The 19,156-nt window shown below is 61.2% G+C and carries 16 protein-coding genes; 3 read left to right on the top strand and 13 right to left on the bottom strand.

The window, feature by feature from the left end:
• Nucleotides 1-27: 27 nt before the first annotated feature.
• The 4 genes from glmM to rlmE all read right to left on the bottom strand — a co-directional run bounded on the left by glmM (nt 28) and on the right by rlmE (nt 4,991).
• On the bottom strand, nt 28-1,365 hold the full coding sequence (gene glmM / locus BM315_RS14750) for a phosphoglucosamine mutase (RefSeq protein ID WP_090502290.1): 1,338 nt from the start codon (nt 1,363-1,365) through the stop codon (nt 28-30).
• Between the two features lie 20 nt (nt 1,366-1,385).
• Complete coding sequence (folP, locus tag BM315_RS14745) at nt 1,386-2,237, bottom strand: dihydropteroate synthase (protein WP_090502288.1); 852 nt, start codon at nt 2,235-2,237, stop codon at nt 1,386-1,388.
• Between the two features lie 8 nt (nt 2,238-2,245).
• Nucleotides 2,246-4,159 (bottom strand): ATP-dependent zinc metalloprotease FtsH, encoded by a 1,914-nt coding sequence (gene ftsH, locus BM315_RS14740; protein WP_090502286.1) that lies wholly within the window; start codon nt 4,157-4,159, stop codon nt 2,246-2,248.
• A gap of 208 nt (nt 4,160-4,367) precedes the next feature.
• A complete protein-coding gene (gene rlmE, locus BM315_RS14735; RefSeq protein WP_090502284.1) occupies nt 4,368-4,991 on the bottom strand; it encodes a 23S rRNA (uridine(2552)-2'-O)-methyltransferase RlmE in 624 nt (207 codons plus the stop codon).
• Nucleotides 4,992-5,094: 103 nt separating this feature from the next.
• Between rlmE and yhbY the strand changes: the two genes are divergently transcribed.
• Nucleotides 5,095-5,406 (top strand): ribosome assembly RNA-binding protein YhbY, encoded by a 312-nt coding sequence (gene yhbY / locus BM315_RS14730; protein WP_090502282.1) that lies wholly within the window; start codon nt 5,095-5,097, stop codon nt 5,404-5,406.
• Nucleotides 5,407-5,432: 26 nt separating this feature from the next.
• On the opposite strand, the gene BM315_RS14725 is transcribed toward yhbY, so the two are convergent.
• From BM315_RS14725 to grpE, 8 genes are all read right to left on the bottom strand, one after another.
• Nucleotides 5,433-5,870 (bottom strand): DUF4149 domain-containing protein, encoded by a 438-nt coding sequence (locus BM315_RS14725; RefSeq protein WP_090502281.1) that lies wholly within the window; start codon nt 5,868-5,870, stop codon nt 5,433-5,435.
• Complete coding sequence (greA, locus tag BM315_RS14720) at nt 5,863-6,339, bottom strand: transcription elongation factor GreA (RefSeq protein WP_090502279.1); 477 nt, start codon at nt 6,337-6,339, stop codon at nt 5,863-5,865. The genes BM315_RS14725 and greA overlap by 8 nt, the downstream gene beginning before the upstream one ends.
• Entirely contained in the window at nt 6,336-9,557 is a 3,222-nt protein-coding gene (carB, locus tag BM315_RS14715; RefSeq protein ID WP_090502276.1) for a carbamoyl-phosphate synthase large subunit, read from the bottom strand. Before carB ends, greA begins: the two co-directional genes overlap by 4 nt.
• A 36-nt stretch (nt 9,558-9,593) precedes the next feature.
• Nucleotides 9,594-10,742, bottom strand: a complete 1,149-nt coding sequence (gene carA / locus BM315_RS14710; RefSeq protein WP_090502273.1) for a glutamine-hydrolyzing carbamoyl-phosphate synthase small subunit — start codon at nt 10,740-10,742, stop codon at nt 9,594-9,596.
• A 210-nt stretch (nt 10,743-10,952) separates the two neighbouring features.
• The gene (gene dapB, locus BM315_RS14705; protein WP_090502271.1) at nt 10,953-11,756 is read right to left on the bottom strand and encodes a 4-hydroxy-tetrahydrodipicolinate reductase; all 804 of its coding nucleotides are present in this window, start codon (nt 11,754-11,756) and stop codon (nt 10,953-10,955) included.
• Nucleotides 11,757-11,853: 97 nt separating this feature from the next.
• Nucleotides 11,854-12,987: a molecular chaperone DnaJ gene (gene dnaJ / locus BM315_RS14700; RefSeq protein WP_090502269.1), complete on the bottom strand. Its 1,134-nt coding sequence runs from the start codon at nt 12,985-12,987 to the stop codon at nt 11,854-11,856.
• A 183-nt stretch (nt 12,988-13,170) separates the two neighbouring features.
• Nucleotides 13,171-15,087 carry a molecular chaperone DnaK gene (gene dnaK / locus BM315_RS14695; protein WP_090502267.1) on the bottom strand — a complete coding sequence of 639 codons (1,917 nt, stop codon included), beginning with the start codon at nt 15,085-15,087 and terminating at the stop codon, nt 13,171-13,173.
• A gap of 99 nt (nt 15,088-15,186) precedes the next feature.
• A complete protein-coding gene (gene grpE, locus BM315_RS14690) occupies nt 15,187-15,756 on the bottom strand; it encodes a nucleotide exchange factor GrpE (RefSeq protein WP_090502265.1) in 570 nt (189 codons plus the stop codon).
• Nucleotides 15,757-15,911: 155 nt separating this feature from the next.
• Between grpE and recN the strand changes: the two genes are divergently transcribed.
• Nucleotides 15,912-17,597, top strand: coding sequence for a DNA repair protein RecN (gene recN, locus BM315_RS14685; RefSeq protein WP_090502263.1), 1,686 nt, complete (start codon nt 15,912-15,914; stop codon nt 17,595-17,597).
• Nucleotides 17,598-17,781: 184 nt separating this feature from the next.
• On the opposite strand, the gene fur is transcribed toward recN, so the two are convergent.
• Complete coding sequence (gene fur / locus BM315_RS14680; protein ID WP_090502261.1) at nt 17,782-18,186, bottom strand: ferric iron uptake transcriptional regulator; 405 nt, start codon at nt 18,184-18,186, stop codon at nt 17,782-17,784.
• Between the two features lie 97 nt (nt 18,187-18,283).
• Between fur and BM315_RS14675 the strand changes: the two genes are divergently transcribed.
• Complete coding sequence (locus BM315_RS14675) at nt 18,284-18,805, top strand: outer membrane protein assembly factor BamE (protein ID WP_090502259.1); 522 nt, start codon at nt 18,284-18,286, stop codon at nt 18,803-18,805.
• The last annotated feature ends 351 nt before the right edge of the window (nt 18,806-19,156 follow it).

The following is a 19,156-nucleotide window of genomic DNA, read 5'->3' as shown; positions in this document are numbered from 1 at the left end:
CCAACAGCACCTGGACTGGCAAGCTAATCAAACACAGACTTCAGCAACAACCTTAGCCAATTCATCGGCATAGCCGCGTACCTGGGTTTCATCGTCGCCCTCGACCATCACCCGCACCAACGGCTCGGTACCGGACTTGCGCAGCAGCACCCGCCCACGACCCGCCATCTGCTCGGTCACCCGTGCACTGGCATCGCGCACCGCCGGGTGCTCGAGCGGATCGACGCCGCCGGCAAAACGCACGTTGACCAGCACCTGCGGACACTTGCGCAACCCCTGCCGCGCCTCTGCCAAGCTCTGCTCACGGCGCTTGAGCGCCAGCAGCACCTGCAGCGCGGCGATGATCGCATCGCCCGTCGTGGTGTGCTGAAAACACACCAGATGCCCCGAATTCTCCCCACCCATCTGCCAGTTGCGCGCCAGCAACTCGGCAACCACATAGCGATCGCCAACCTTGGCGCGGACAAAGGGAATCCCCAGATCGGCCAGCGCCAGCTCCAGACCCAGATTGCTCATCAGCGTACCTACCACCCCGCCCTGCAGCTTGCCGCGCTCCTGCAGGTCACGCGCAATGATGAACAGCAGCTCGTCGCCATCGACCAGGGCACCGGTGTGGTCAACCATCAGCACGCGATCCGCATCACCATCGAAGGCGATGCCCAGATCGGCCTGCTGGGCCACCACCGCGGCCTGCAGGGCTTCGACGTGAGTAGAGCCGCAGCCGTCATTGATATTCAGCCCGTCAGGCTGGGCCGAGAGCACCGAAACCACGGCACCGAGCTCGCGAAACACGCTAGGCGCAACCTTGTAGGCCGCACCATTGGCGCAATCGAGCACGATCTTCAGCCCGGCAAAATCGGTACTGGTCGGCACACTGCTCTTGCAGAACTCGATATAGCGGCCCGCCGCATCGTTGATCCGCGACACCTTACCCAACTGGCCCGACTCGACCACGGTCATGGGCGCATCGAGCAACTCCTCGATCATCAGTTCGACCTCGTCAGGCAGCTTGGTGCCCTGCCCCGAGAAAAACTTGATGCCGTTGTCGTGATGCGGATTGTGCGAGGCACTGATGACGATACCCGCCTCGGCATGGAAGGTCCGGGTCAGGTAGGCGATCGCCGGCGTCGGCATCGGCCCCAGCAACAGGACATCGGCACCTGCCGCGGACAAGCCGGCCTCCAGCGCCGACTCGAACATGTAACCGGAAATCCGCGTGTCCTTGCCGATCAGAATCCTGCACTTGCCCTGCTTGCGAAATGCCATGCCGGCCGCCCAACCAAGCTTGAGCATGAAATCCGGGGTGATGGGAAACTCGCCGACCCGCCCACGAATACCGTCGGTACCAAAATATTTTCTAGTCATGACCAGGATTCCTTGATTACTTATTCAGCCGCTTCGACTGCAGCCAGCATACGCACCACATCAACTGTCTCAGGCACGTCATGTACCCGCAGGATGTGCGCCCCTTTAGTGATTGCCAAGGCCGCCAGGGCAAGACTGCCGTATAGACGCTCGCCAACCTCGCGATTCAGCGCCCGTCCGATCATGCTCTTGCGCGAGACGCCGACCAGCAGTGGCCGGCCCAACTCATGCAGCGACTGCAGATGCTTGAACAGCCTGAGATTGTGCTCCTGGGTCTTGGCGAAACCAAAGCCGGGGTCGAGAATCAGCCGCTCGACGGCGATCCCTGCCGCGGCGCAAGCGGCCATGCGCTCGGACAAGAATACCCGGACCTCACTCAAGATGTCGTCGTACCGGGGGTTCTGCTGCATGGTGGTCGGCTCGCCGCGCATGTGCATCAGGCACACCGGCAAACCGCTATCGGCCGCGGCATCCAGCGCCCCGTCACGCTGCAACGAACGCACATCGTTGATCAGACCCGCACCGAGACGAGCAGTCTCACGCATCACTGCAGGCGTCGAGGTATCCACCGAGATGATCACATCCAGCTCGGCAGCGATGGCCTCGACAATGGGCGCAACGCGCTCAAGCTCTTCAACCGGTGACACCGCTCGCGCCCCGGGGCGCGTGGATTCGCCACCGACATCGATCAGGCTGGCGCCGGCACGCAACATAGCCTCGGCATGACGCAAGGCTGCATCACGCTGACCGAAACGGCCGCCATCGGAGAAGGAGTCGGGGGTGACATTGAGGATACCCATCACCTGCGGACGGGTTAAATCAAGAAACCGGCTGCCACAAGGCAGCCGGCTCGGATGGTGCACTTCAGACATCGTGATCCTTAATGCTCGACAGCAGAACCGCCGATAGGTTTCTCTGGACGATCCTTTTCATCGAGACCAGCAACCGGGATACCGGCATCGCCACCACCGCTCCAGTCGCGCGGCTCGCGCGGGGCACGGCCATTCATAATGTCGTCGATCTGCTCGGCATCGATGGTTTCGTACTTCATCAAGGCCTCGGCCATGGCGTCGAGTTTGTCGCGATTCTCTTCCAGCAGGCGCCTGGCGGTGCCATAACACTGATCGATGATGCTGCGCACCTCCTGGTCGATCACCCTGGCCGTATCGGCCGAGACATTGGTGTGCTGGCTACCCATGCTGCGCCCAAGGAAAACCTCGCCCTCCTCCTCGGCATACATCAGCGGACCGAGCTTCTCGGACAAGCCCCACTTGGTCACCATGTTGCGCGCCAGCTGGGTGGCACGCATGATGTCGTTCGAGGCCCCAGTGGTCACGCCATCGAAGCCCAAGGTCATCTCTTCGGCGATACGACCACCGAACAGCGAGCAGATCTGGCTGGTCAAGGCGCGCTTGCTCAGGCTGTAGCGATCCTCTTCCGGGAGGAACATGGTCACACCCAGGGCCCGTCCGCGAGGAATGATCGACACCTTATAGACCGGATCATGCTCGGGCACCAGACGCCCGACAATGGCATGACCGGCTTCGTGGAACGCCGTGTTGAGCTTTTCCTTGTCCGACATGACCATGGATTTGCGCTCGGCGCCCATCATGATCTTGTCCTTGGCCAGCTCGAATTCCTTCATCTCGACCAGGCGCTTGCCGGCACGCGCGGCAAACAACGAGGCCTCGTTGACCAGGTTGGCCAGATCGGCACCGGAGAAGCCCGGCGTACCACGCGCAATCATCGCCGGCTGGACATCCTCGCCCATCGGCACCTTGCGCATGTGCACCTTGAGAATCTGCTCACGACCACGGATATCCGGCAGACCGACCACCACCTGACGGTCGAAACGACCGGGACGCAACAGCGCCGGATCGAGTACGTCGGGGCGGTTGGTCGCGGCGATGACGATCACGCCATCGTTCATCTCGAAGCCGTCCATCTCCACCAGCAACTGGTTGAGGGTCTGCTCGCGCTCGTCGTGACCGCCACCCATGCCAGCACCACGATGGCGACCGACGGCGTCGATTTCGTCGATGAAGATGATACACGGTGCATGCTTCTTCGCCTGCTCGAACATATCGCGCACGCGGGACGCACCGACACCGACGAACATCTCGACGAAGTCGGAGCCGGAAATGGTGAAGAACGGCACCTTGGCCTCACCAGCAACCGCCTTGGCCAGCAAGGTCTTGCCGGTACCCGGCGAACCGACCATCAACACGCCGCGCGGGATACGCCCGCCGAGGCGCTGGAACTTGCCCGGATCACGCAGGAATTCGACCAGCTCGCTGACTTCTTCCTTGGCTTCGTCGCACCCGGCGACGTCAGCGAAAGTGGTCTTGACCTGATCTTCCGAGAGCAGGCGCGCCTTGCTCTTGCCGAAGCTCATGGGCCCGCCCTTGCCGCCGGCACCGCCCTGCATCTGGCGCATAAAGAACATGAACACCGCGATGATCACCAGGATCGGGAAGCTGGCTACCAGCAACTGGGTCCAGATGCTCTGCTGCTCCGGCTGCTTGCCGATTATCTGCACGTTGTTGTCGATCAGATCCTTGATCAGGCCGTTATCCTGAATCGCCGGGCGCACGGTCTCGAAGGACGAACCATCGCCACGCACGCCACTGATGATGAAACCATCAACAGTGACCCGCTGCACCGCGCCATCCTGAACCTGCTGGATAAACTCCGAGTAGTTGAGCTTGTTGGACTCGCTCGGGCTGGAGAAATTGTTCATCACCGTCACCAAGACAGCGGCGATGATCAGCCACAGGATCAGATTCTTTGCCATGTCGTTCAATTAGCTACCCTCTGAAGCAGGCCCCGTGCCGAAGCGCACTTCGCATGACGACCAGTTATGTACCGACCTAACTTACTACACAACGCCCGCCCCTGGCAGACGCCGTCTGTAACCCTTTATTTTGGCGCCCATAAGCCGCAGCACCCATACCACATAGGACTGGCATGCCAGCCCTTGGTTGCATTTATCTAGCAGCCTGCTAGCCGCCACGAAAGCTGCGCCCAAGCAGGTATTGCTCGCGCGAGCGATCACGCGAGGACAAGGGCTTGCGCATCTGCACCTTGTCGAACATTTCGCGCACCTGCTTGTGGTAAATATCGAAGCCTTCGCCCTGGAAAATCTTGATCAAAAAATCACCACCCGGACGCAGCACGCGCCCAGCCAAGTCCAGCGCCAATTCGCACAGATACATGGCGCGTGCCTGATCGGCGGCCCTTACTCCACTCATATTGGGGGCCATATCGGAAATCACAAGGTCTACCGGATTACCGCCAATCGCCTCGAGGATCTGCGCGAACACCGCATCGTCGGTGAAATCGCCCTGAATGAAGGTGACATCGGGAATGCTGTCCATCTCCAGAATATCGGAGGCGATCAGGGTGCCCTTGTCGCCGATCAAGCGGCTGGTGACCTGCGACCAGCCACCTGGCGCAGCTCCCAGGTCGACCACAGTCATACCCGGGCGCAGGATTCGATCCTTTTCCTGGATCTCCAGCAGCTTGTAGCTGGCGCGCGAGCGATAGCCATCCTTTTGCGCCATTTTGACGTAAGGGTCGTTGAAATGCTCTTTCAGCCAACCTTGACTGGTTTTGGAACGGGCCACGCAATACCTCGAATTGTGCAGAGCATGAATATCTGGGCGGCAACCAAGGCGCTCGGGTAAACTGATCGCCGTTTTTTACCAGATTAAATGCAGGAATCAGATTATGCCGCTCACTCAAGAGCAGAAGAAACAATTCAAATCTATCGGCCACCACCTGAAACCCGTATTGATCGTGGCCGACAATGGTTTGACCGAAGGCGTGCTGGCCGAACTGGAGCGTGCCCTGAGCGACCATGAACTGATCAAAGTGCAATTGCGCATCGTCGAGCGCGAAAGCCGCCTTGCAGCCATTAACGAGCTGTGCAAAGCCGGTCATGCCGATCTGGTGCAGGTCATCGGCAAGATGGCGCTGATCTACCGCAAGAACCCCAAGGTCAACAAAAACCTGTCCAACGTTCACCGTCATCACGGCTGATCGCTTCAGGCTGCACGCTTCCTGCCTTACTTGAAGCTTGCAGCTTTTCGCTTGCCACGGCCCGGCACTGGCTGCAGCACCAGCAGCAAACCGCAAAACGCCATCACCAGGTAGCTGAACATCAGCCAGAGCCCGCCGCCAGGCCAGTAATGGCGCACACCAAAGTAACTGGCCGCCATCACCAACACCGTCAACAACAGTTGCCCGCGGATATCGCGCCACAGACTGACCAAACGCTCGGCACGGATCAGCACCAGCACCTGCAGCCCCGCACAAACCCCAGCCAGCCCTACCAATAGCGGGCGAACCGCGCGGGCGATCTCCTCGACCAGCAACGGCGCCAAGCCCAGCTTGGCGATTGCCGGCAACAGCAGAAAATGCAACAACCACAGACCGCCGACCCAGAAGGTCTGGGCCAGCAGCCAGCTTATCGCACCAGCAGCTTGGCTGTCGGGCCTAGATATGACGAACCTCGACGATCTCGTACTCGACGATGCCGCTGGGAGTTTTCACCGCCACCACATCGCCCTCTTCCTTGCCGACCAGCGCACGGGCGATAGGCGAGCCAACCGATAGTTTGCCGAGTTTGATATCGGCTTCGTCTTCGCCAACGATCTGATAGGTCACGCTTTCGTCGGTTTCGACATTGGCGATCTCCACGGTGGTGCCGAAAATCACCTTGCCGGTGTGGGCAATACCGGTGACATCGATAACCACCGCATTCTGCAGACGGCCTTCGATATCACGGATGCGCGCCTCGACCATGCCCTGCTGCTCGCGGGCGGCATGGTATTCGGCGTTTTCCTTGAGGTCACCCAGCTCACGCGCGGTGCCGATGTCCTGGCTGAGCTTGGGCCGCACCACCTTGGTCAGGTGGGCCAGTTCCTCTTCCAGGGCGCGAGCGCCCCGGACGGTCATGGGGTATTTAGTCATGCTTTGATTCCTGCATGGAGGTCCTGCAACCGGCGCACGGTCTTCTCGGGACCGAACTTGAGCGCCTCACAAATCGCTTCACCCGCCGCCAGCGTGGTGGTGCAGCAGATTCGATGCTGCAGCGCATTACGCCGAATGGAATAGGAGTCGGCGATCGACTGACGACCCTCGGTGGTATTGATGATCAGGGTGACTTCGTCATTCTTGATCATATCGACCACATGAGGACGACCCTCGGTCACCTTGTTCACGCGGCGCACCGGCAAGCCGGCGGCCTCGATCAGCCTGGCGGTACCCGAAGTGGCCACCACGTCAAAACCCAGTTCGATCAGGTTGCGCGCCAACTCGGCCACCAGCGGCTTGTCGTCGTCGCGCACGCTGATAAAGGCACAGCCACTGTTGGGCAGGATTTCGCTGGCGCCCAGCTGGGCCTTGGCGAAGGCCTCGCCGAAGGTATCGCCGACACCCATCACTTCACCGGTCGACTTCATTTCCGGGCCGAGGATCGGATCGACGCCCGGGAACTTGGCGAAGGGGAACACCGCTTCCTTGACGCTGTAGAAGTTGGGAATGATTTCCTCGGTGAAACCGACTTCGGCCAGGGTCTTGCCGGCCATCACCCGGGCCCCGAGCATCGCCAGGGAGATGCCGATGCACTTGGAGACGAAGGGCACGGTGCGCGAGGCGCGCGGATTGACTTCGATGACGAAGATATCCTCGCCCTGCACCGCCATCTGCACGTTCATCAGGCCGATCACACCGAGCTCCAGGGCCATTTTCTTGACCTGGTCGCGGATCTCGTCCTGGATATGCGCCGGCAGCGAATACGGCGGCAACGAGCACGCCGAGTCACCGGAGTGCACGCCAGCCTGTTCGATATGCTGCATGATCGCGCCTATCACCACGGTTTCGCCGTCGCAGATAGCATCGATGTCGACTTCGATGGCGCAGTTGAGGAAGTGGTCGAGCAGCACCGGGCTGTCGTTCGACACCTTCACCGCTTCGCGCATGTAGCGCTTGAGCTCTTCTTCCTGGTAGACGATTTCCATCGCCCGTCCGCCCAACACATAGGACGGACGCACCACCAGCGGATAGCCGATGACCTTGGACGCCGCCAGGGCCTCCTCCTCGCTGCGCGCCGTGGCGTTGGCCGGCTGGCGCAGGCCCAGACGCTGGACCATCTGCTGGAAGCGCTCGCGGTCTTCGGCGCGGTCGATCGCCTCGGGGCTGGTACCGATGATCGGCACACCGGCCTCTTCCAGCGCGCGGCAGATTTTCAGCGGGGTCTGCCCACCGTACTGCACGATCACACCCTTGGGCTGCTCGACGCGGACGATTTCCAGCACGTCTTCCAGGGTTACCGGCTCGAAATACAAGCGGTCGGAGGTGTCGTAGTCGGTGGAGACGGTTTCCGGGTTGCAGTTGACCATGATGGTCTCGTAACCGTCTTCACGCAGCGCCAATGCGGCGTGCACGCAGCAGTAGTCGAACTCGATGCCCTGGCCGATGCGGTTCGGCCCGCCGCCGAGGATCATGATCTTGTCGCGGCTCGACGGCGCCGCCTCGCACTCTTCCTCGTAGGTCGAATACATATAGGCGGTGTCACTGGCGAACTCGGCGGCGCAGGTGTCGACGCGCTTGTACACCGGCAGCACTTTCAGCTTGTGGCGGTGGCTGCGCAGGCTCTTCTCGGAGACGCCGAGCAGCTTGGCCAGACGGATGTCGGAGAAGCCCTTGCGCTTGAGCTTGTACATCAGGTCGCGGTCGATGCTGACCAGACCCAGGGTCTTGATCTTTTCCTCGTCCTTGACCAGGTCTTCGATCTGCACCAGGAACCACTCGTCGATGCGGGTCAGCTCGAACACTTCGGCAACCGTCTTGCCGGCACGGAAGGCGTCAGCCAGGTACCAGATGCGGTCGGCACCCGGCACGGTCAGCTCGCGCTTGAGGGTGCTCTCGGCATCCGGGTCGTTCGGATCGAGCATCGGATCGAAGCCGGACACACCGACTTCCAGGCCGCGCAGGGCTTTCTGCATGGACTCCTGGAAGGTGCGACCGATAGCCATGACCTCACCGACCGACTTCATCTGGGTGGTCAGGCGCGCGTCGGCCTTGGGGAATTTCTCGAAGGCGAAACGCGGGATCTTGGTCACCACGTAGTCGATGGCCGGCTCGAACGACGCCGGGGTACGGCCGCCGGTGATGTCGTTGCTCAGCTCGTCGAGGGTGTAACCGACGGCCAGCTTGGCGGCGATCTTGGCGATCGGGAAGCCGGTGGCCTTGGAAGCCAGCGCCGAGGAACGCGAGACCCGCGGGTTCATCTCGATCACCACCATACGGCCGGTGTTCGGGCAGATGCCGAACTGCACGTTGGAGCCGCCGGTTTCCACGCCGATTTCGCGCAGTACCGCCAGCGAGGCGTTGCGCAGGATCTGGTATTCCTTGTCGGTCAGGGTTTGCGCCGGGGCCACGGTGATCGAGTCGCCGGTGTGCACGCCCATGGGGTCGAAGTTCTCGATGGCGCAGACGATGATGCAGTTGTCCTTCTTGTCGCGGACCACCTCCATCTCGTATTCCTTCCAGCCGATCAGCGACTCGTCGATCAGCAGCTCGTTGGTCGGCGACAGATCGATGCCGCGCGCGCAGATCTCCTCGAATTCTTCACGGTTGTAGGCGATGCCGCCACCGGTGCCGCCCATGGTGAAGGACGGCCGGATGATGCAGGGAAAGCCGACTTTCTCGAGGACGACGTAGGCTTCTTCCATGTTATGGGCGATGCCGGAAATCGGGCAGGCCAGGCCGATGTCTTTCATCGCCTTGTCGAAGCGCGAACGGTCTTCGGCCTTGTCGATGGTGTCGGCGTTGGCACCGATCATTTCCACACCGAACTTTTCCAGAATGCCGTGCTTTTCCAGGTCCAGCGCGCAGTTCAGCGCGGTCTGCCCGCCCATGGTCGGCAGCAGGGCGTCCGGGCGCTCCTTCTCGATGATCTTGGCCACGGTCGACCACTTGATCGGCTCGATGTAGGTGGCATCGGCCATGGCCGGGTCGGTCATGATGGTGGCCGGGTTGGAGTTCACCAGAATGACGCGGTAGCCCTCTTCTTTCAGGGCCTTGCAGGCCTGGGCGCCGGAATAGTCGAATTCGCAGGCCTGGCCGATGACGATCGGGCCGGCACCGAGGATCAGGATGCTTTTAATATCTGTACGTTTTGGCATAGCGGTTACTCGAATCCTTGGGTCAGTCGGCGAGGTTTAGCGGCGCTTGGCCATGGCTTCGATAAAACGGTCGAACAGCGGGGCCACATCGGCTGGGCCGGGGCTCGCTTCGGGGTGCCCCTGGAAGCTGAAGGCAACCTTGTCGGTCCGCTCGATACCTTGCAAAGAACCGTCGAACAGCGACTTGTGAATCGCCCGCACGTTGCTCGGCAGGCTGGCTTCATCCACGGCGAAACCATGGTTCTGGCTGGTGATCATCACCACGCCACTGTCCAGATCCTGCACCGGGTGGTTGGCACCGTGGTGACCGTGGCCCATTTTCAGGGTCTTGGCACCGGAGGCCAGGGCCAACAGCTGGTGGCCGAGACAGATACCGAATAGTGGAATCTCGGTTTCCAGCACTTCCTTGATTGCCTGGATCGCGTAGTCGCACGGCTCGGGATCGCCCGGCCCGTTGGACAGGAACACACCGTCGGGACTCAGCGCCAGCACCTCGGCAGCGGGGGTCTGCGCCGGCACCACGGTCACCCGGCAACCGCGCTCGACCAGCATGCGCAGGATGTTCAACTTGACCCCGTAGTCGTACGCGACCACATGGTAAGGCAGCTCGCTGGCCGGAATTTCCGGGTGGCTGTCGTCCTTCAGGTTCCACACGCTGGAGCGCCACTCGTAGGGCTCGGTGCAGCTGACCACCTTGGCCAGGTCCATGCCCTTGAGGCCGGGGAAGCTGCGCGCCAGGTCCAGAGCCTTGTCTTCGGTGGCGTCATCGCCGACCAGGATGCAGCCGTTCTGCGAACCCTTCTCGCGGAGGATGCGGGTCAGGCGACGGGTATCGATGCCGGCGATGGCCACGGTACCGTTTTCCTTCAGGTACTCATCCAGCGGCTGCTTGCTGCGCCAGTTGCTGGCGATCAGCGGTAGATCGCGGATGATCAAGCCGGCAGCCCAGACCCTATTGGACTCGGCATCTTGCGGCGTGGTGCCGGTATTGCCGATGTGCGGATAGGTCAGGGTGACGATTTGCTGGGCATAGGAAGGATCGGTAAGGATTTCCTGATAGCCGGTCATGGCGGTGTTGAAAACCACCTCTCCAATAGTTTGGCCATCGGCACCGATGGCCTCGCCACGAAAAATGCTGCCATCAGCAAGGGCCAGGATGGCAGGTTTAAGGGCTGGCTTACTCAAGAAAACCTCCGTAGATCAAAGCTTGAAGCAAACGCAGATTGTAAAAAAGCGGGATGACGTACCGACCGTCACCCCGCTTTTTTATATGATTCATTCTGCGCAACTTTTAGTGGACACACTAAAGCAGGAAGCCTACAGGAAAGTGCCTTTTTGGTCCACCGGCAGATGCGATTAACTCCTAGCCAGAATATAGGCTTCCGACGAAGCGCCTCAGCTGAGGCCAAGCACATCCTGCATGTCGTACAGCGCAGGCGCACGCCCCTGCAGCCATGCGGCCGAACGCACCGCCCCCTTGGCGAAGGTCATACGGCTCGAGGCTTTATGGGTGATTTCCACGCGCTCGCCATCGGCGGCGAACAGCACGGTGTGATCGCCGACCACATCGCCCGCCCTTACCGTGGCAAAGCCGATGGTTTCGCGGTCGCGGGCGCCGGTCTGGCCTTCACGGCCGTAGACCGCGACCTTCTGCAGGTCACGCCCCAGGGCATTGGCCACTACCTCGCCCATGCGCAGGGCGGTGCCGGATGGCGCATCGACCTTGTGTCGGTGATGGGCCTCGATGATCTCGATGTCCACCTCATCACCGAGCACCCGCGCCGCGGTATCCAGCAACTTCAGGCACAGGTTGACGCCCACGCTGAAGTTGGCGGCAAACACTATGGGTATCTGCCGACTGGCATCGGCCAACAGCTGTTTTTCCTCGACACTGAATCCGGTCGTACCAATCACCATGGCCTTGCCGGCCTGCCGGCAAATTTCCAGGTTTTTCAGGGTTACCGAAGGATGGGTGAAATCGATCAGCACATCGAACCGATCCAGCACTTCACTCAAACTGCCTGACAGCCTGATGCCGATCTTGCCCAGCGCCGCCAGCTCGCCGGCATCGGCGCCAATCAGACTGCTGTCGGCACGATCGATCGCCGCCGTCAGGCTGACGCCATCGGCCTGTTGCACGGCCTCGATCAGGGTCTTGCCCATGCGCCCGGCGGCGCCCATCACTGCTATTCGTTGCATAAAGTCAGCCCCAAGCCTCAAGCCTCCAGCCGCAAGCAACACCCTCTTGAGGCTTGCAGCTTGCAGCTTGCCACTGGAAATTAAACATCACCGGAAATTAAACATCACCGAAGAAGCGCTTCACACCCTCGAACCAGCCACTGGCCTTGGGCGAATGGCGGGTATCGCCCTGCAGCGTCCTGCGAAACTCTTCGAGCAGTTCGCGCTGACGCCGATCCAGACTGACCGGGGTTTCCACCGCGACCCGGCACATCAGGTCGCCGGCACCGCCACCACGCACCGGCGCCACGCCTTTACCGCGCAGGCGGAACAGCTTGCCGGTCTGGGTGCCTTCCGGAATCTTCAGCTTGACCCGGCCATCCAGGGTCGGCACTTCCAGCTCGCCGCCCAGCGCCGCATCGGCGAAGCTGATCGGCACCTCGCAGTACAGGTGTTTGCCGTCGCGCTGGAAGATCGCGTGCTCGCGCACATTGACCACCACATAGAGGTCGCCCGCCGGGCCGCCCATCGCGCCCGCCTCGCCTTCGCCGGACAGGCGAATGCGATCACCGGTATCGACACCGGGCGGGACTTTCACCGACAGGGTCTTGTGCTCTTCCACCCGACCATGGCCATGGCAGGAGCCGCACGGATCGGTAATCATCTTGCCGCTGCCATGGCAACGCGGACAGGTCTGCTGCACCGAGAAGAAGCCCTGCTGCATGCGCACCTGCCCGATACCGCCGCAGGTGGTACAGGTCACCGGCGAGGTGCCTTTCTTCGCCCCGGAGCCTTCGCAGACCTTGCAATTGACCAGGGTCGGCACCCGGATGTTGACCGTAGTACCGCGCACGGCCTCTTCCAGGTCCAGCTCCAGGGTGTAGCGCAAATCGCTGCCACGCTGGGCACCGCCACGCTGGCCGCCACGACCGCCGGCACCACCGAAGAAGTCGCTGAACACATCGCCGAAGATATCGGAGAAATTCGCCCCGCCGAAGCCGGCGCCACCCGCACCGCCCATACTCGGGTCCACCCCGGCATGCCCGTACTGATCGTAGGCCGCACGCTTGCTGGCATCGGACAATACTTCGTAGGCCTCGTTGGCATCCTTGAACAGATCTTCCGACGCTTTATCGTCAGGATTGCGGTCCGGGTGATGCTTCATCGCCAGGCGCCGGTAGGCCTTTTTCAGCTCCGCTTCGCTGGCGCCGCGCTCGACACCGAGCACCTCGTAATAATCACGTTTAGCCATAAGTCCTTAACACCCTTGAATCGTATCCTCCAGACGCGCCAACGCGGGAGCAAGCTCCCGCGCGACGGTTCGTAACGGTCGCAGCCTAGGCCACGACTGCCTGGAGCGGCAGGCAGCAGCCGCTCAAGCGGCTTGCTGCAGTTCCCACATCCCCGTGGGTCACAGGCTTGCGCCTGTTTGCGCCTATTTGCTTTCCTTGACCTCTTCAAACTCCGCGTCGACCACATCGTCGCCAGCGCCTTGCGCATCATCGGCGCCCTGGGCAGCAGCACCCGGCTGCGGCTGTTCGGCATACATCTTCTGCGCCAGCGGGGTGGTAGCCTCGGACAATGCACTGATCTTGGCTTCGATAGCCGTCTTGTCGTCACCCTTGATCGCCGCTTCCAGCGCGCTCAGCGCGGTCTCGATAGCGGCCTTCTCGTCCGCAGTCGCCTTGTCGCCCGCCTCGGTGATCATTTTGCGGGTGGCATGCACCAGCTGATCACCCTGGTTACGCGCGGTGGCCAGTTCCTCGAACTTGCGGTCTTCCTCGGCATTGGCCTCGGCGTCACGCACCATCTGCTGGATTTCCTCCTCGGACAGCCCGGAGTTGGCCTTGATCACGATCGACTGGGTCTTACCCGTCGCCTTGTCTTTCGCGCCGACATGGAGAATGCCGTTGGCGTCGATATCGAAGGTCACCTCGATCTGCGGTACGCCACGCGGTGCCGGCGGAATCTCGGCCAGATCGAACTTGCCCAGCGACTTGTTCTGCGACGCCTGCTTACGCTCGCCCTGCAGCACATGAATGGTCACCGCGCTCTGGTTGTCGTCGGCGGTGGAGAACACCTGGGACTTCTTGGTCGGAATCGTGGTGTTCTTCTCGATCAGCGCGGTCATCACCCCGCCCATGGTTTCGATACCCAGGGTCAGCGGCGATACGTCGAGCAGCAGCACGTCCTTGACGTCGCCAGCCAGAACTGCGCCCTGGATGGCGGCACCGATGGCAACGGCCTCGTCCGGGTTGACGTCCTTGCGCGCGTCCTTGCCGAAGAAATCGGTGACCAGCTTCTGCACCAGCGGCATGCGGGTCTGACCGCCGACCAGGATCACGTCGTCGATCTTGGCCACGTCGATACCAGCGTCTTTCAACGCAATGCGGCATGGTTCGATGGTGCGCTGCACCAGGTCCTCGACCAGCGACTCCAGCTTGGCACGGGAAATCTTCACGTTGAGGTGCTTGGGACCGGTGGCATCTGCGGTGATGTATGGCAGGTTGACGTCGGTCTGCTGACTCGAGGACAGCTCGATCTTGGCTTTTTCAGCGGCTTCTTTCAGGCGCTGCATGGCCAACGGGTCACCCTTGAGGTTCATGCCGCTTTCTTTCTTGAATTCGTCGACCAGGTAATCGATCAGACGAATATCGAAGTCCTCACCGCCGAGGAAGGTGTCGCCGTTGGTGGCCAACACTTCGAACTGGTGCTCGCCATCGACTTCGGCGATTTCGATCACCGAGACGTCGAAGGTACCGCCACCCAGGTCATAGACGATCACGGTGTGGTCGCCCTTGGCCTTGTCCATACCGTAGGCCAGCGCCGCGGCGGTCGGCTCGTTGATGATACGCTTGACGTCCAGACCGGCGATGCGCCCGGCATCCTTGGTGGCCTGGCGCTGGCTGTCGTTGAAATACGCAGGAACCGTGATCACCGCTTCGGTCACGGATTCGCCGAGATAGTCTTCGGCGGTCTTCTTCATTTTCTTGAGGATCTCAGCCGAGATCTGCGGCGGCGCCATCTTCTGGCCATTCACTTCGACCCAGGCGTCGCCATTGTCGGCCTTGACGATCTTGTACGGAACCATCTGGATGTCTTTCTGCACGACGTCTTCTTCGAAGCGACGACCGATCAGACGCTTCACCGCGTACAGGGTGTTATGCGGATTGGTCACAGCCTGACGCTTGGCCGACTGACCGACGAGGATTTCGCCGTCATTGGCATAAGCAATGATCGACGGCGTGGTGCGAGTGCCTTCGGCGTTCTCGATGACCTTGACGTTGCCGTTTTCCAGAATGGAGACGCACGAGTTGGTGGTCCCCAGGTCAATACCGATAATTCTACCCATCATCATTCTCCTGAAATTTTGATATTTCCGCCGCCATGCCTTGTCAGCCGCGGCAGCACTAAAACGCTTGACTCATAAATGGGGGCCGATCGGCGAATTTCAAGCCTGCTCATCGATAGACGGCGGAACTTCGGCAGGCGCCTTGCTGACCACCACCATCGCCGGACGCAACAGTCGACCGTTGAGCAGATAGCCCTTCTGAAACACCTTGAGCACGCTGTTCGGCTCTACATGGGTGCTGTCCTGCATGGCCATGGCCTGATGGTGCTCGGGATTGAAGGGCTCGCCCTGCGGGTCGATGGCCTCCAGCTGATAGCGCTTGAGGGTGTCCTGGAACAACCTGAGGGTCAGCTCCAGGCCCTCGCGCACAGCCTTGATCGCCTCGTCATCCGGACTCGACAGCTCGAGACCGCGCTCCAGACTATCGACGACCGGCAGCAGGTCATTGGCGAATTTTTCCAAGGCGAACTTATGCGCCTTCTCTACATCCTGCTCGGCGCGACGACGCACGTTCTGCAGGTCCGCCGCCATGCGCAGAGCCTGATCCTGAGCGGCAGCCAGCTCTTCCTCCAGCACCTGGATGCGAGCATCCAACTGATCGCTCATTCCCATTTCGGCATCGGGGGCAAGCTCTGGCAGCTGGTTATCGCGGGTCTGTTCGTCAGCCATGCGTTTCTCCTCTAAAAATTCGACGCAAACCTAAACTTGCGCGTCTGCCGCCTATATGGGGACAAATTCTGCAGCTTCAAGTACTGCGCAAGGATTGTCAGCCGAGAAACAAACACTGTATAAATATACACACTAAAGAATTGGGAGGCCTCGCCATGCTGGTGCACCTGTCCGTACACAACTACGCCATCGTTGAACACCTCGACCTGGAGCTGGACAGCGGCATGAGCGTGATCAGCGGCGAAACCGGCGCCGGTAAATCGATCATGCTCGACGCCCTCGGCCTGTGCCTGGGCGATCGCGCCGACAGCGGCGTGGTCCGTCCCGGCGCCGACAAGGCGGATATCCTGGCCAGTTTCGACCTTGCCGACATCCCCGAAGCCCGCGCCTGGCTGGCCGAGCGCGACCTGGGTCACAACCAGGATCAAGACGGCCCGTGCATCCTCCGGCGCGTGATCACCGCCGAAGGCCGCTCGCGCGGCTACATCAATGGCTCCCCCTGCCCCCAGGGCGACCTCAAGGCCCTCGGCGAACTGCTGATCGACATCCACAGCCAGCATGAACATCAGTCCCTGCTCAAGGCCGACACCCACCGCCGCCTGCTCGACGAATACGCCGGCAGCCAGGAACTGGCACGCCAGGTGCTGCTGGCCGCACAACGCTGGAAACAGACCAGAAGCGAACTGCAGCGCATCTCCAGCATCGGCGACGAACAGCGCGCCCGCCACCAGTTGCTCAGCTATCAGCTGGAAGAGCTGGACAACCTGGCCCTGGGCGAAAACGAACTGGAACAACTGGAGCAGGAACACAAGAACCTGACCAATGCCGAAAACCTGCTCAGCGCCTGCCGCCTGGTGATCGAGCAGTGCAGCGAGAACGACGCCGGCAACGTGCTCTCGGCCCTGACCGGCAGCCTCAACCGCCTGGGCGCTTTTCAGGGCCAACCGGGCGCCCTGAGCGAAGCGACCAACCTGCTGGCCAGCGCCCAGATCCAGGTGGAGGAAGCGGTCGGCGAACTCAACCGCTTCCTCGACCACTTCGACGCCGACCCCGAGCGCCTGCAGCAGATGGAGGAACGCCTGGACGCGATCTATACCCTGGCGCGCAAGCACCGCACTCAGCCCGGCGAGCTGATCGCCATGCAGCAGCAACTGTTCGAGGAATTGGAAAGCCTCAACGCCGACGACCAGGCCGCCGAACGCCTGAACGAAGAACTGGCCGCCTTCGAGCGCCACTACCAGGAAAAGGCCGGCGAACTCAGCACCCTGCGCCAGCGCGCGGCCAGCGAACTGGCGGCGGCAGTCGAACTGGAAATGCACAATCTGGGCATGCCGGGAGGGCGCTTCAGCATCAGGCTGAGCGCCAACAACAGCAGCGAACCACAGCCCTACGGCCTAGAACAGCTGGAGTTCCTGGTCAGCGCCAACCCCGGTCAGCCACTCAAGCCCCTGGCCAAAGTGGCTTCCGGCGGCGAGTTGTCACGCATCAGCCTGGCGATCCAGGTAATCACCGCACAAACCTCGCGCGTGCCGACCCTGGTGTTCGACGAAGTCGATGTCGGCATCGGCGGCCCTACCGCCGAAGTGGTCGGGCAACTGCTGCGCCGTCTCGGCGAACGCGGCCAGGTACTGACCGTCACCCACCTGCCACAAGTAGCCGCCCAGGGCCACCAGCACCTGTTCGTGCACAAGGTACGCGGCAACGACGCCACCCGCACGGCCGTGAGCAAACTGGATAGCAACCAGCGGGTCGAGGAAATCGCCCGCATGCTCGGCGGTGTCGACCTGACAGAAGAATCCCTGGCCCATGCCCGACAGATGGTCGGCAGCGCCCAGGTCTGAGAGGCTGCACAAATGTCGCTTGCCGACGGCGCACTCGTTAAGGTCTCCGGCTTTTCTCAGCCCCTGGAAACCTGTGGAAAAACACTCGCCTACTGCGCTCGAAGCTCGAATTTTTTACAACCCCTGACCGCACAACGACAAAGGCGACCCGAGGGCCGCCTTTGTGCATGTCGCACCGGTGCGCTTACTTCTTTTTGCGCACGTAGAGCACCAGGTTGTGATCGACCATCTCGAAGCCGTGCTCGCGCACAATCTCCCTCTGCCGCTTCTCGATTTCAGGATCGAAGAACTCGATCACCTCGCCAGAATCGACACAGACCATATGGTCGTGATGACCGCTATCGGCCAATTCGAACACGGCATGACCACCATCGAAGTTATGCCGCACCACCAGCCCCGCCGCCTCGAACTGGGTCAGAACGCGGTATACGGTGGCCAGGCCGACGTCTTCGCCCGCCTCCATCAGCGCCTTGTAAACATCCTCTGCACTCATGTGACGCTGCTCGGCGGAATCGAGCATCTGCAGAATCTTGACCCGCGGCAGGGTCACTTTCAGGCCAGCTTTGCGTAGTTCGCTATTTTCAACCATGGTCTGCTTTCTCGCGGAAGCGGCTTCGCAGCTTCCTTTATTGCGGGTATGATCGGGGTTTACGTTGCCCAGCCAAGATAGTGGAAGTCACCCGCCGATGCAAAAAACCAAGTTCCTGCTGACCAGTCTCACCTTCGTGGGACTCCTCGCGCTCGCCGGCTGTTCTTTCCCCGGGGTTTATAAAATCGACGTCCAACAGGGCAACGTCGTTACACAAGACATGATAGACCAATTGCGCCCCGGAATGACCCGCAGCCAAGTGCGCTTTATCATGGGCAACCCGCTATTGACCGACACCTTCCATGCCAATCGCTGGGACTACCTGTACAGCATTCAGCCAGGTGGCGGCAAACGCCTGCAAGAGCGCGTCAGCTTGGTCTTCAATGACAACGATCAGTTGGCCGGCCTGTCGGGCGACTTCATGCCTGGTGTCAGCCGCGACGAGGCCATCCTCGGCCAGGATGGCGCCAGCGTGACGACGCCGCCAGCCACTGTGCAACCGCAAACCGAAGAGAAGCCAGCGCCAGGCTCCTTGCTCGAACAGATCCAGCGCGAAGTCGACGAGGTGCAGAGCGTGCCGGTACCGACTCCGGAACCACTGGAGCGTTCGCCGCAGTAATCCGAAAATCGAGTAGGAGGCGGGGTTGCCCCCGCCGTCCTCTCACACCACCGTACATACGGTTCCGTATACGGCGGTTCCTGCCTACTAACCAACAGCGTCAGCGAGCTTGGTTCCGTTGATGTGTCGCCTGCGGTATCTAAGCGCCCAGACCGGCCCTCGGAGCTTCCGGCTCCTACCTCCTGATGGTCTCGACCCCCGCTACGCGGAGTTTCTGCTTTACGATCCAACAGAGATCACACCCGACTGTCCACTCATGGCAGGTTCAGCCCTTCGTCACTCCGGTTTCGAGCAACTACTACGGCCTCGGCTGACTTCTGTTCGCCCATCCCGTCACCTCACGATGCCGGT

This window comes from Pseudomonas borbori, from assembly GCF_900115555.1.
Classification (GTDB): domain Bacteria; phylum Pseudomonadota; class Gammaproteobacteria; order Pseudomonadales; family Pseudomonadaceae; genus Aquipseudomonas; species Aquipseudomonas borbori.
The sequence above is the reverse complement of the archived record's forward strand: the minus strand, read 5'-3'. Positions and strand labels throughout refer to the sequence as shown.

Bases quoted from the DNA above. Each gene is read 5' to 3' on its own strand.
- glmM (WP_090502290.1), bottom strand. From the start codon at position 1,365: ATGACTAGAAAATATTTTGGTACCGACGGTATTCGTGGGCGGGTCGGC.
- folP (WP_090502288.1), bottom strand. From the start codon at position 2,237: ATGTCTGAAGTGCACCATCCGAGCCGGCTGCCTTGTGGCAGCCGGTTT.
- ftsH (WP_090502286.1), bottom strand. From the start codon at position 4,159: ATGGCAAAGAATCTGATCCTGTGGCTGATCATCGCCGCTGTCTTGGTG.
- yhbY (WP_090502282.1), top strand. From the start codon at position 5,095: ATGCCGCTCACTCAAGAGCAGAAGAAACAATTCAAATCTATCGGCCAC.
- greA (WP_090502279.1), bottom strand. From the start codon at position 6,339: ATGACTAAATACCCCATGACCGTCCGGGGCGCTCGCGCCCTGGAAGAG.
- carB (WP_090502276.1), bottom strand. From the start codon at position 9,557: ATGCCAAAACGTACAGATATTAAAAGCATCCTGATCCTCGGTGCCGGC.
- dapB (WP_090502271.1), bottom strand. From the start codon at position 11,756: ATGCAACGAATAGCAGTGATGGGCGCCGCCGGGCGCATGGGCAAGACC.
- dnaJ (WP_090502269.1), bottom strand. From the start codon at position 12,987: ATGGCTAAACGTGATTATTACGAGGTGCTCGGTGTCGAGCGCGGCGCC.
- dnaK (WP_090502267.1), bottom strand. From the start codon at position 15,087: ATGGGTAGAATTATCGGTATTGACCTGGGGACCACCAACTCGTGCGTC.
- grpE (WP_090502265.1), bottom strand. From the start codon at position 15,756: ATGGCTGACGAACAGACCCGCGATAACCAGCTGCCAGAGCTTGCCCCC.
- recN (WP_090502263.1), top strand. From the start codon at position 15,912: ATGCTGGTGCACCTGTCCGTACACAACTACGCCATCGTTGAACACCTC.
- fur (WP_090502261.1), bottom strand. From the start codon at position 18,186: ATGGTTGAAAATAGCGAACTACGCAAAGCTGGCCTGAAAGTGACCCTG.
- BM315_RS14675 (WP_090502259.1), top strand. From the start codon at position 18,284: ATGCAAAAAACCAAGTTCCTGCTGACCAGTCTCACCTTCGTGGGACTC.